We start from the raw sequence: 11,977 nt of genomic DNA, 5'->3' as shown, positions 1-11,977 counted from the left end.
TTGGCTCTGGTGTTGCTGGAGTCTCTTCTTTCGGCGCTGGTGTCGATGGAGTCTCTTCTTTCGGTGCCGGTGTCACTGGCTCTTCCGCTTTTGGCGCTGGTGTCGATGGCTCTTCCACTTTTGGCGCTGGTGTCGATGGAGTCTCTTCTTTCGGTGCTGGTGTTGCTGGCTCTTCCACTTTTGGCGCTGGTGTCGATGGAGTCTCTTCTTTCGGCGCAACTGAGACTGAGGTTTCTGATTTCGGTGCTGATACTGCTGGTGTTTCCACAACTACTGGTGTCGTTTGTTTAACAGTAGTAGTTTGCTCTCCAGTTACAGTATCTGTCTTTGTTTCAACTTCATAACTTTGACGGCTACCAGAATTATCAATCGACACTTGCTGTCTTTTTACTTCTGTATTTCCATCTTTTAGAAAAGCTTCTTCGCTAAAATACAATTTATTATTAGCAAAAATCAAATCTCTATTTGCAATACGATTTATCTCAACCAAACTATCAACAGATAGCCCCGTTGCCCCACTAATAGCACTCAGTGTATCTCCCCACTTAATTGTGTAGTGTGATAAATTGTTTATATTTTGAATATCAGCTTTTACTTCTGCAACTGTTCTGGCTACCCAGACACCATCTTGTTCATTAGCTGATACAGTTGGAGCTAAAAAGCCCAGACCTAGTAGAATCACACCTGTCGCAACAATTGCACCAGTTCTCAATTTTCTAAAACCACGGAGGGACAAGCTTCCTCTAACATTTGTTTGTCTCATAATGTTTATTTTTCCTCACTATTCTATATTTTCCAAAGTATACCCTGCCTAGGTCTACTAGCCTATGTTTGCGATATGGATAGGCTTCTACAGATTTATCTATCTATTTTCAAGATAAGATTTCTATAGATTTTTATGCACAATTCCATATATAAGTTGTGAAACCCCTTTCTAATAAATTCCATAACTTTAGTATATCATATTTAAGTACTAAAGTACAAGGAAAGCAACTGAAAGCAATGATTTTCACCACTGCTTTCAGCTCTATTTTGTATTGTTAAATAGCCATTCTCTATCCACCATTCTTGAATAGAAAAACAAGATGCTTTCTCTATTTCCAGAATCATTTTTTCAAACTTATTCGCCATCCAGCAAGAGCTCTTTTGGTTGTTTTCTAAGGAGATTGCTTGAAGCAAGCGCCATAACTAGAACCACTAGAACCAAGGCAAGGACAAAGACAATGATAAAGTCCAATGTCTGAATAGAAATGTCTAGGCTCGATAAGGTCTTGCTAAAGCCATCTACTTCTGCACCTCCACCAAGGTTAGAGGCTTGAGCAGCCTTGTTAGCCTGTTTGGCAACACCAGAAGTTACATTGGCAAGAACAGTGTTTCCGATTGCACGAGCTGTATAGTTGGCTAGGAAGTAAGCAGAAACAAGAGCAGGGATGGCAATCAAGATGGATTCGGTGATAAATTGCCCCAAGATACTTGCCTGCTTGAGACCGATAGAGAGGAGGATTCCCACCTCCTTGCGACGGGCGTTGATCCAAAGGCTGAGCAAGAGAGCAAGAAGAAGGACTGAGAAGCTCAAGCTACCCCAGAAGAGGAGATTGGCCATCTTGTACATACCAGAGATGGATTGCTCAAGAGCTGGGTAGTTAGATGAGCTCTTAACGAGTGTATAGCTCTTCCAGTTGATACCGCTGATACCATTCAACTCTTTCATAACATCATCCAAGTTCTTGTCCGCTGTTACAAAGAAGGTTGCGTCCCCATAAATAGCTGTGTCTTCTGTGTATCCATAAAGTTTTGCAGCAGTGTGAATGTCTGTAATAGCTGTATTTTCATAGAGTTCTTGTGAGTAAGTCACTGCCGACTTATTGTGACCATCAAAGAGTCCCTTGATTGTCACTTCAACTGTTTCCTTAGCACCTTTTTCATTGTCTGCGTCGTAGACATTGGAGTCCAGTTTAACCTTGTCCCCTACTTTCCAGCCGTGTTTGGCTGCCAAGTCCTTGTGCAGGAGGATCTTGTCCTTGTCGTCGTTGGTTATGTGCTCACCTTCGACCAACTTATAAGAACCAGAGACAAACTTGTCTTCTTTAGAGGAGTCATTGACACCTGTAATCATCAAGCTACTTCCAAAATGTTTGGCACGGTCAGGTGTCAGATTTTTCTTGGTATCTGGCGTCTCGATGAGTTCATAGCCAGTCAAATCTCCGATAGCGTTGATGCGTTTAACATAAGACTCGATGGCCTTGTTTTCGGTGATTTTTTTGATATCTTCACCCTTAATATTCCCAGCACCACGTGGCGTACCTTGATTGACGCGACGGTTAATCTGCATGGAGAAGCTGTTGGTGATATTTTTAAATGTCTCCTGAGAAGCCTTGGCAGTAGCTCCCTTGATTGACAAGCCGACCAAACTCAAGCTCGCCATGAGGAGAATAATCAGGAAGATGACAATCGATTTGAAAAACTTCCTTGTAACATAGGCAAATGCGTTGTGTAACATAGGTTCCCTTTCTAGATGTTGTTCTATTTTATAGTTCTAACAGAAAAAGCTCATATTATTTCGTCGTATTGCGAGTTTCAGTCAGTTTCTTGTCCTTCAACTCAAGTGTAATATCTGACGCTTGTGCCACTTCTTTGCTGTGGGTTACGACAATGACACATTTACCTGTTTTCTGGGCAAGTGATTTGAGCAGTTCGACAATATCTCCAGCAGTTTTAGGGTCCAAATTTCCTGTTGGCTCATCAGCTAGAATAACTGGAGCTTCTGATACCAAACTACGTGCAATGGCAACACGTTGTTGTTGACCACCTGATAACTGGAGAACATTCCGCTTGATCTGACTTTCATCCAAACCAAGCTCAAGGAGCGTATCCTTGCTTGCCTTTTTATTGACCAAGCGGATATTTTCCAGTGGAGAAAGATAATCTATCAAATTATAATTTTGAAAGACCAGAGAAATATGGTGCATGCGATGGTAAGAATAGCCCTTCTTACGAATGTCCTCTCCTTGGAAAAGTATAGAACCTTCAACAGGACTATCTAGACCAGCAAGTAGGGACAAGAGTGTGGATTTTCCTGCTCCTGACTCACCAATAATACTGTAAAATTTCCCGGGTTCAAAATTATAATTGATCTGATATAGGACTGCTTCAGCAGTGTTCTTATAACGGTAGGTAACATCTTGTAATTGTAATAAAGTCATGATTTCTCCTTCTTAACTAATAGATGATAAAATTTCTTTAGGCGATTTTCTAAATAAAAATAGGAAACAAAGGGCTACAGACAAGCAACTAAGCAGAACTAGAAAAACATAGGATTCTGCAAAAGATAAGATGCTGGTTGATAAACTGTTTGCTTTGGCTAGCGTGTCTTGTAGGGCTGCCTGATCTCCACTTGCTAGTAGAGTTTGGAGTAGATAGGATGTGATGGCATTTCCTGCAACAAATGCTGGAAGCAAAGCTCCAAGCGACACCAAAACTACCTCTAAACAGAATTGTAGGAAGATCGAGCTCTTGCCTTTCCCAAGTGCAAGTAAAATTCCCACTTCGTAGACCCTTTCTCTCAACCAGAGAGACAAAACAAGAATTAAGGCCCCTGCTCCTGCTATCAACATCCCATAAAGGAAGATGGTTAGGAAGGTTTGGAAGGTTGCAACTGAGTCTTTGATTTGTTCAAAGGCCTTGTTTTCCTTCTCAACTTGGTAGCCTTGATTTTCCAAGGCCAAGTTTTCCACCTGCTTCATGAGTCCGTCCATTTCCTTAGGATTTTCTACATAGAAGCGCGCTGCACTGACTTGAGCTTCACTATTTCCCAGAAGGGTCTGGCTACTTTCATAGTCTGTAAAGACCTGATTTTCACTGAAGTCAGAAGACAAACCTGTAAATTTCTCTTGTTTCTTACCAGCAAAAATGCCGACAATCTCAAACTCTACTATTTGCCCTTTACCAGATTCGGACTGACCAGCATCCAAGCCAATCTTGTCATGAAGAGAAAGACCGTTCTTCTTGGCCAACTCTTCGTGGATAAGGATTTTCTTGGAATCTCCTTTTTGGAGGTGTCGACCTTCTTTTAGGTTGAAAGCCGAGCTAGTAAAGGTCACATCTTTGGATGAATCCTCAAGAGCCGTTAAGCTAACCAAGTTCTTGTCCGCAGCTGACAAGTCATCACGTTCTACGCTCTGCTCACCAGTCACTACTTCCTTGTCTTTCAGTTTTGCGACCGTCTCAAGTTCAGGAGAGACATTTTCCAGCCCCTTAATCTTGCTCACGGATGATAAGTCCGACAACTTAAAAGTCTGTCCATTTTCTATCTTCTTAATAGAAAAAGATGTGTTGAGCGATTTGTAAAGATTGGTTTCCACTGTTTTGTTGGACTTCATCAGAGTCAAACAGGCTGAAATTCCAGCCAATAGGACCAATAAAATCAGAAATAAAATAAAACTTCTCAGTCGTTTTCTACTGACATAAGCCCAAGCTCTTTGGATTGGATTCATTTGTCACCTCCATATTTGTAAGACTATTATAAAATCCAAATATGAAATGTTTATGAAATCCAAAAAAAGAGCAAAAATTTTTTGCTCTACGTAAATTAGATAAAAAAAGAGCTAGCCTCAGCTAACTCTTATCCTATGCGGAGAGAGGGACTTGAACCCTCACGACCTAAAGCGGTCACAGGATCCTTAGTCCTGCGCGTCTGCCAATTCCGCCATCCCCGCGTCGATTACTTTACTAGTATATCAACTTTTGGGATGCTTGTCAACACTTTTTTTCAATTTTTTTCATTTCATCAACCAAATTACTCAGAAAGTTCATTTAGATTTTCATCTACTAACTTAGCTCCAAGTGTGTTTTTGAAATGACCTAGGGCAAATTGATGATTTTCAGGCCAGATGGAAGCAACGGCTGGTTTAACAATCTCGATGTCATACCCTAGATTATAGGCATCTATAGCTGTATGCAGGACACAGATATCCGTCAAGACTCCTGTTAAGATAACTGTTGAAATTCTACGCTCTCTCAAGCGGATATCCAGGTCAGTCCCTGAAAATGCTGAGTAATGGCGTTTATCCATCCAAAAGACACGACTGTCTGAACCATGCTCTTGATAAAAGGTTCCCAAATCTCCGTATAAATTACGCCCACTAGTCCCAATCAAATTATGAGGAGGAAATAATTTACTTTCTGGATGGAAACAATCGTTTTCTTCATGAGCATCGATGGTAAAGAAGATGTAATCTCCTCTTTCAAAAGCCAACCGAGTCACCTTGCCAATGGCATCTGAAATTGCCTGAGCTGGAGCACCTGCTGTCAATTTTCCACTATCAGCCACAAAATCTTCTGTATAATCAATCGAAATCAAAGCCTTAGTCATTAGTAATCTCTTTTCTTCACTTCTTCAAAAATATCTGAAATCAAGACCTTAAGGTAGGTTCCCTTCATTCCAAGTGAGCGACTTTCAATAATCCCAGCAGACTCAAGTTTACGAAGAGCATTAACGATCACAGAACGGGTAATACCGATACGGTCTGCAATCACTGACGCAGTCAACTGTCCCTCATTTCCGTTTAACTCCCCTAAAATTGCTGAAACAGCACGGAGTTCTGAATAAGAAAGGGTATTGACCGCCATGGTAACAGCAGTACGGCGACGGATATTTTTCTCATCCTCTTCACGTTGGAAGTTGAGAAGCTGAATCCCAACAACGGTACTGGCAATCTCAACAAGGATCAAGTCCTCATCTTCGAATTTCTTATCATTGCGCCAAATAATCAAAGAACCTAAACGAATCCCTGACACATGAATCGGTGCAATAGTCGTCAAGCCATCAGGAAAGTCGGCACGACTTTCCACAGGGAAAATACTTAAATCATGATCAACTGTCAGATTGGCTTCTGTATCGTAGATCATGTTCGCACCTTGAATGTAATCATCCGGGAAAATTTTAGTCTGGAAGAATTGCTCTACACGATCTGTATTGGTTTTGTAACGCATAAAATAGCCAAGGAGACGTCCCTTGCTATTAACGATACAGGCGTTACAGTCAATAATATCAGCCAATTGACGGGTAATCGCATTGTAGGGAAGTTCTTCCTGCAACTGCTCGTCTGAGCGCTTCAGGATAGAAGTAATTTTTCTAGTTTTTTCTAATAAATGTGCCATTTTTCACCTCGAATTTAATCGCTATCATTATAACATAAACAGCTTGAATTTTCAATTATTATCTGAAAATTGCTTATTTAATTGCAATTTGAAAAAACAAGAATATTTTTAATTAAATTGCTTCTTTTCTATTGACAAGCTCCCTATTTTTGTGTATTATAATATCACAAGAAGATAATATATCTATTTATTTATCTTTCTTTTCCATTCGGTCTCCTTATATAAAAAAGCGATTCATTTTGAACCGCTTTTTCTTATTTATCGCCCTTGTTACGAATAACAAATCCTGTTTGCTTTTCACTTGAAGTATTGCGTGGTTTTTTATTGTCTTTATTACGGTAACGTCTGTCTTTATCAAAACGATCATTGCCACGACTTCCTTTTTTGAAATCATCACGACGACCACCACGACGGTTGTCTCCACGGCGTTCGCGATCACGACGGTCATCTCCACGACGACCTCCCTTACCTTTACCACTGAAGCCATTACCTGATGGTTTAAATGGCAGTGGTTTTTCACGCGCAATCTCCACTTCTGGAAGACTATCCGGATCTTGGACTGTCAGACTCAAGATATACATGGCCAATTCTTCTGGAGTAAATTCAGCAGCTAGCTTACGAGCATCCTTACCAAATTTCTCAAAGTTGCCACGGATAGTTTCATCTGCAAAATCACGTTCGATTTTCTTGAGAGCTACGTGTTTTTTAGCTTGGAAGGCTTCTTCTGCACTTGCAGGTTTGAGACCTTTCATGCGTTTCTTGGTCAAGTTTTCAATAATTTGAAGGTAGCCCATTTCATTTGGAGCAACAAAGGTAATCGATTGACCTGACTTACCAGCACGACCTGTACGACCGATACGGTGAACATAACTTTCAGGATCTTGTGGAATATCGTAGTTATAGACATGGGTCACACCTGAAATATCCAAACCACGCGCTGCAACGTCTGTCGCAACCAAAACATCTAGATTGCCGTTTTTGAAGTCACGAAGGACACGAAGACGTTTGTTTTGGTCTAGGTCTCCATGAATTCCTTCTGCACGGAAACCACGGATTTTAAGTCCACGAGTCAATTCATCCACACGACGTTTGGTACGACCAAATACGATAGCAAGTTCTGGTTGTTCCACATCCATAAGACGAGTCATGGTATCAAACTTTTCTTGTTCTTTAACTCGGATATAGTACTGGTCAACCAATTCTGTTGTCAATTCCTTGGCAGCAATCTTCACATGCTCAGGTTCTTTCATAAATTGAACACCGATACGTTTGATGGCATCTGGCATAGTTGCTGAGAAAAGTAAGGTTTGACGGCTTTCAGGGACACGGGAGATGATAGCTTCGATATCTTCAAGGAAGCCCATGTTGAGCATTTCATCCGCTTCGTCAAGGATAAGAGTTTCAATATCTTGTAATTTCAAGGCCTTGCGTTTAATCAAGTCCAAGAGGCGACCTGGAGTTCCCACCACGATATGGGCACCAGATTTAAGAGCCTTAATTTGTTTTTCAATGCTTGATCCACCATATACTGAGCGAACCTTGACTCCCTTACCGCGACCAAAGCGGAAGAGTTCTTCTTGACTTTGGACAGCTAGTTCACGAGTTGGAGCGATGACCAAGGCTTGGATGGTCGCTTCTTCTGTACGGATTTTTTCAAGGGTAGGCAAGCCAAAAGCTGCAGTTTTTCCTGTACCAGTCTGAGCTTGACCGATAACGTCCTTACCTTCAAGAGCCAATGGAATGGTTTGTTCTTGGATAGGACTGGCTTCTACAAAACCAGCTTTTTCAATCTCTGCTAGCAAATCAGCAGACAAGTTTAATTCATTAAATTTCACGTTATTCTTCTTTCTAAAGGTGGTGCGAAGCCACCCTATAGGGCTTAGTTTATACTTTTCTTTTTATGACGTATTTTCATATACTGGATACAAAATCGTGTTGCTTCTTTTCCACAAAAGAAAAGTACTGTTTTCTTTGCAACCTATCTAGTATAACACAAGAGAGAAGCAAAAGATAGCCCAATCCATCGATAATATCATGTAAACGATTTTTCTGAGAAAGTAAGGCTATAATTTCCACTATTTCATAAACTTTTTTAAAGCGTAGCAGAATTGTGCAAAAGTTTTTTTCTTGTGCTAGAATGAAATTCGAATAGGAGGAACTCTAAATGTTAACTTATGATTTAATCGTTATCGGATTTGGTAAAGCTGGTAAAACACTAGCAGGTAAATTGGCTTCAGCTGGCAAAAAAGTTGCCCTCGTTGAACGTAGCAAAGCTATGTACGGTGGAACTTGTATCAACATCGGATGTATCCCAACTAAAACTTTGCTAGTTGCTGCTGAAAAAGACTTGTCTTTTGAAGAAGTCATTGCTACCAAAAACACTATCACTGGTCGCCTCAACGGTAAAAACTATGCGACTGTTGCTGGTACTGGCGTCGATATCTTTGATGCGGAAGCTCACTTCCTTTCAAATAAAGTCATCGAAATCCAAGCTGGTGATGAAAAGAAAGAACTGACTGCTGAAACAATCGTCATCAACACTGGTGCTGTTTCAAATGTCTTACCAATCCCAGGACTTGCTACAAGCAAGAATGTCTTTGACTCAACAGGTATCCAAAATTTGGACAAATTACCTGAAAACCTTGGAGTCCTTGGTGGTGGAAATATCGGTCTTGAATTCGCTGGTCTTTACAACAAACTCGGAAGCAAGGTCACAGTCCTAGATGCCTTGGACACTTTCCTACCTCGTGCAGAACCTTCCATCGCAGCTCTTGCTAAACAATACATGGAAGAAGACGGTATTGAATTGCTTCAAAACATCCGTACTACTGAAATCAAAAACGACGGTGACCAAGTGCTCGTCGTGACTGAAAACGAAACTTACCGTTTCGATGCCCTTCTCTATGCAACTGGACGCAAACCAAATGTAGAACCACTTCAACTTGAAAACACAGATATTGAACTAACTGAACGTGGCGCTATTAAAGTAGACAAACATTGTCAAACAAACGTTCCTGGTGTCTTTGCAGTTGGAGATGTCAACGGCGGCCTTCAATTTACTTACATTTCACTTGATGACTTCCGTGTTGTTTACAGCTACCTTGCTGGAGATGGCAGCTACACACTTGAAGACCGTCTCAATGTACCAAATACTATGTTCATCACACCTGCGCTTTCACAAGTAGGTTTGACTGAAAGCCAAGCAGCTGATTTGAAACTTCCATACGCTGTTAAGGAAATCCCTGTTGCAGCAATGCCTCGTGGTCACGTAAATGGAGACCTTCGTGGAGCTTTCAAAGCTGTTGTTAATACTGAAACAAAAGAAATTCTTGGAGCAAGCATCTTCTCAGAAGGTTCTCAAGAAATCATCAACATCATCACTGTTGCTATGGACAACAAGATTCCTTACACTTACTTTACAAAACAAATCTTCACTCACCCAACCTTGGCTGAGAACTTGAATGACTTGTTTGCGATTTAAGTTGAGATTTCTTCGTATCTAACAGCCCTCTGTGGGCTGTTTTTACTTCTTCGGAACCTCAAATCTGTCTTTTCCCTCTTTTATGATATAATAGAAATATGAAATTAAAAACTACTTTAGGCCTTCTTGCTGGGCGTTCTTCCCACTTCGTTTTAAGCCGTCTTGGTCGTGGAAGTACGCTCCCAGGAAAAGTCGCCCTTCAATTTGATAAAGATATTTTACAAAACCTAGCTAAGAACTACGAGATTGTCGTGGTCACTGGAACCAACGGAAAAACCTTGACAACTGCCCTAACTGTCGGCATTTTAAAAGAGGTTTATGGTCAGGTTCTTACCAACCCAAGCGGTGCCAACATGATTACAGGGATTGCGACAACCTTCTTAACAGCCAAGTCTTCTAAAACTGGGAAAAATATTGCCGTCCTAGAAATCGACGAAGCCAGTCTATCTCGTATCTGTGACTATATCCAGCCAAGCCTTTTTGTTATCACCAATATCTTCCGTGACCAGATGGACCGCTATGGTGAGATTTACACAACTTATAAGATGATTTTGGATGCCATTCGTAAGGTACCTACAGCTACTGTCCTCCTTAATGGAGACAGTCCACTTTTCTACAAGCCAGCTATTCCAAATCCTGTACAGTATTTTGGTTTTGACTTGGAGAAAGGCCCAGCCCAGCTGGCTCACTATAATACCGAAGGGATTCTCTGTCCTGACTGCCAAGGCATCCTCAAATATGAGCATAATACCTATGCAAACTTGGGTGCCTATATCTGTGAAGGCTGTGGATGTAAACGTCCTGACCTCGATTATCGCTTGACAGAACTGGTTGAGTTGACCAACAATCGCTCTCGCTTTGTCATTGACGGTCAAGAATACGGTATTCAAATCGGTGGTCTCTACAATATCTACAACGCCCTAGCTGCAGTTGCCATTGCCCGTTTCCTTGGCGCAGATTCGCAACTAATCAAGCAGGGATTTGATAAGAGCCGTGCTGTATTTGGACGCCAGGAAACCTTCCATATCGGTGATAAGGAATGCACCCTCGTCTTGATTAAAAATCCAGTCGGTGCGACCCAAGCTATCGAGATGATTAAACTAGCTCCTTATCCATTTAGCCTATCTGTTCTCCTAAATGCCAACTATGCAGACGGTATTGATACCAGCTGGATCTGGGATGCTGATTTTGAACAAATCACTGACATGGACATTCCTGAAATCAACGCTGGCGGTGTTCGCCATTCTGAAATCGCTCGTCGTCTCCGAGTGACAGGCTATCCAGCTGAGAAAATCACTGAAACAAGCAATCTGGAACAAGTTCTTAAGACAATTGAAAACCAAGACTGCAAGCATGCCTACATCCTAGCTACCTATACTGCTATGCTGGAATTCCGCGAACTGCTGGCTAGTCGTCAGATTGTTAGAAAGGAGATGAACTAATGGTTTATACTTCACTTTCCTCAAAAGCTGGCAATTACCCCTATCAGCTCAACATTGCCCACCTCTATGGAAACCTCATGAATACCTACGGGGACAATGGAAATATCCTCATGCTCAAGTATGTGGCTGAAAAACTAGGGGCCCATGTGACGGTTGACATCGTTTCACTTCATGATGATTTTGATGAAAATCACTACGACATTGCCTTTTTCGGTGGCGGCCAAGACTTTGAACAAAGTATCATTGCAGACGACCTACCTGCTAAAAAAGAGAGCATTGACAACTACATCCAAAACGACGGTGTAGTTCTGGCTATCTGTGGTGGTTTCCAACTATTGGGTCAGTATTATGTGGAAGCTTCAGGCAAACGCATCGAAGGGCTAGGAGTCATGGGCCATTACACCCTCAACCAGACCAATAACCGTTTTATCGGGGACATCAAGATTCACAATGAAGATTTCAATGAAACCTATTATGGATTTGAAAATCACCAAGGACGTACCTTCCTCTCGGATGACCAAAAACCACTGGGACAGGTTGTCTATGGAAATGGAAACAATGAAGAAAAAGTTGGTGAAGGTGTTCATTATAAGAATGTCTTTGGTTCCTACTTCCACGGACCTATCCTTTCTCGTAATGCCAATCTGGCTTATCGCCTAGTCACTACCGCCCTCAAGAAGAAATATGGTCAGGACATTCAACTCCCTGCTTATGAGGACATTCTCAGCCAAGAAATCGCTGAAGAATACAGCGACGTCAAAAGCAAGGCTGACTTTTCTTAAACAAAAGGAAATTATATCAAAGAACTCTGTTATCTTGTCAGAGTTCTTTTTGTCTGTTCTTTTACCCTTCTCCCTTGCATTTTCTCTCTTTTTTTGCCAAAATAGAGGGGTAG

10 protein-coding genes and 1 tRNA gene are annotated in these 11,977 nt (G+C 41.4%); 3 read left to right on the top strand and 8 right to left on the bottom strand.

Annotated features, from left to right (window positions below):
- From NMM17_RS04620 to NMM17_RS04585, 8 genes are all read right to left on the bottom strand, one after another.
- A partial coding sequence (locus NMM17_RS04620) for a LysM domain-containing protein (RefSeq protein ID WP_254753931.1) occupies nucleotides 1–763 on the bottom strand: 763 nt, incomplete at its 3' end.
- A 357-nt stretch (nucleotides 764–1,120) separates the two neighbouring features.
- A complete protein-coding gene (vex3, locus tag NMM17_RS04615) occupies nucleotides 1,121–2,500 on the bottom strand; it encodes an ABC transporter permease subunit Vex3 (RefSeq protein WP_049502389.1) in 1,380 nt (459 codons plus the stop codon).
- A gap of 55 nt (nucleotides 2,501–2,555) precedes the next feature.
- Complete coding sequence (vex2, locus tag NMM17_RS04610) at nucleotides 2,556–3,203, bottom strand: ABC transporter ATP-binding subunit Vex2 (RefSeq protein ID WP_000173751.1); 648 nt, start codon at nucleotides 3,201–3,203, stop codon at nucleotides 2,556–2,558.
- A gap of 12 nt (nucleotides 3,204–3,215) precedes the next feature.
- On the bottom strand, nucleotides 3,216–4,493 hold the full coding sequence (locus NMM17_RS04605) for an ABC transporter permease (RefSeq protein ID WP_254753930.1): 1,278 nt from the start codon (nucleotides 4,491–4,493) through the stop codon (nucleotides 3,216–3,218).
- 136 nt (nucleotides 4,494–4,629) lie between these two features.
- A tRNA-Leu gene (locus tag NMM17_RS04600) sits at nucleotides 4,630–4,715 on the bottom strand.
- 80 nt (nucleotides 4,716–4,795) lie between these two features.
- Entirely contained in the window at nucleotides 4,796–5,371 is a 576-nt protein-coding gene (locus NMM17_RS04595) for a cysteine hydrolase family protein (RefSeq protein WP_004255720.1), read from the bottom strand.
- Entirely contained in the window at nucleotides 5,371–6,159 is a 789-nt protein-coding gene (codY, locus tag NMM17_RS04590; protein ID WP_000940721.1) for a GTP-sensing pleiotropic transcriptional regulator CodY, read from the bottom strand. The genes NMM17_RS04595 and codY overlap by 1 nt, the downstream gene beginning before the upstream one ends.
- Before the next feature lie 254 nt (nucleotides 6,160–6,413).
- Nucleotides 6,414–7,994, bottom strand: a complete 1,581-nt coding sequence (locus NMM17_RS04585) for a DEAD/DEAH box helicase (protein WP_254753929.1) — start codon at nucleotides 7,992–7,994, stop codon at nucleotides 6,414–6,416.
- A 329-nt stretch (nucleotides 7,995–8,323) separates the two neighbouring features.
- Here NMM17_RS04585 and NMM17_RS04580 point away from each other — a divergent pair, with 329 nt between their 5' ends.
- The 3 genes from NMM17_RS04580 to gatD all read left to right on the top strand — a co-directional run bounded on the left by NMM17_RS04580 (nucleotide 8,324) and on the right by gatD (nucleotide 11,864).
- Nucleotides 8,324–9,640, top strand: coding sequence for an FAD-containing oxidoreductase (locus NMM17_RS04580; protein ID WP_000958933.1), 1,317 nt, complete (start codon nucleotides 8,324–8,326; stop codon nucleotides 9,638–9,640).
- 98 nt (nucleotides 9,641–9,738) lie between these two features.
- Complete coding sequence (gene murT, locus NMM17_RS04575; protein WP_254753928.1) at nucleotides 9,739–11,082, top strand: lipid II isoglutaminyl synthase subunit MurT; 1,344 nt, start codon at nucleotides 9,739–9,741, stop codon at nucleotides 11,080–11,082.
- A complete protein-coding gene (gatD, locus tag NMM17_RS04570) occupies nucleotides 11,082–11,864 on the top strand; it encodes a lipid II isoglutaminyl synthase subunit GatD (RefSeq protein WP_033683323.1) in 783 nt (260 codons plus the stop codon). Before murT ends, gatD begins: the two co-directional genes overlap by 1 nt.
- Nucleotides 11,865–11,977 lie beyond the last annotated feature (113 nt).

The sequence above is a fragment of the Streptococcus sp. CF7_Ac1-12 genome, assembly GCF_024295905.1.
GTDB classification, from domain to species: Bacteria; Bacillota; Bacilli; order Lactobacillales; family Streptococcaceae; genus Streptococcus; species Streptococcus mitis_AP.
The sequence above is the reverse complement of the archived record's forward strand: the minus strand, read 5'-3'. Positions and strand labels throughout refer to the sequence as shown.

What these genes read in the sequence shown, in the direction of transcription:
- vex3 (WP_049502389.1), bottom strand. Translation starts at nt 2,500, where the DNA reads ATGTTACACAACGCATTTGCCTATGTTACAAGGAAGTTTTTCAAATCG.
- vex2 (WP_000173751.1), bottom strand. Translation starts at nt 3,203, where the DNA reads ATGACTTTATTACAATTACAAGATGTTACCTACCGTTATAAGAACACT.
- NMM17_RS04605 (WP_254753930.1), bottom strand. Translation starts at nt 4,493, where the DNA reads ATGAATCCAATCCAAAGAGCTTGGGCTTATGTCAGTAGAAAACGACTG.
- NMM17_RS04595 (WP_004255720.1), bottom strand. Translation starts at nt 5,371, where the DNA reads ATGACTAAGGCTTTGATTTCGATTGATTATACAGAAGATTTTGTGGCT.
- codY (WP_000940721.1), bottom strand. Translation starts at nt 6,159, where the DNA reads ATGGCACATTTATTAGAAAAAACTAGAAAAATTACTTCTATCCTGAAG.
- NMM17_RS04580 (WP_000958933.1), top strand. Translation starts at nt 8,324, where the DNA reads ATGTTAACTTATGATTTAATCGTTATCGGATTTGGTAAAGCTGGTAAA.
- murT (WP_254753928.1), top strand. Translation starts at nt 9,739, where the DNA reads ATGAAATTAAAAACTACTTTAGGCCTTCTTGCTGGGCGTTCTTCCCAC.
- gatD (WP_033683323.1), top strand. Translation starts at nt 11,082, where the DNA reads ATGGTTTATACTTCACTTTCCTCAAAAGCTGGCAATTACCCCTATCAG.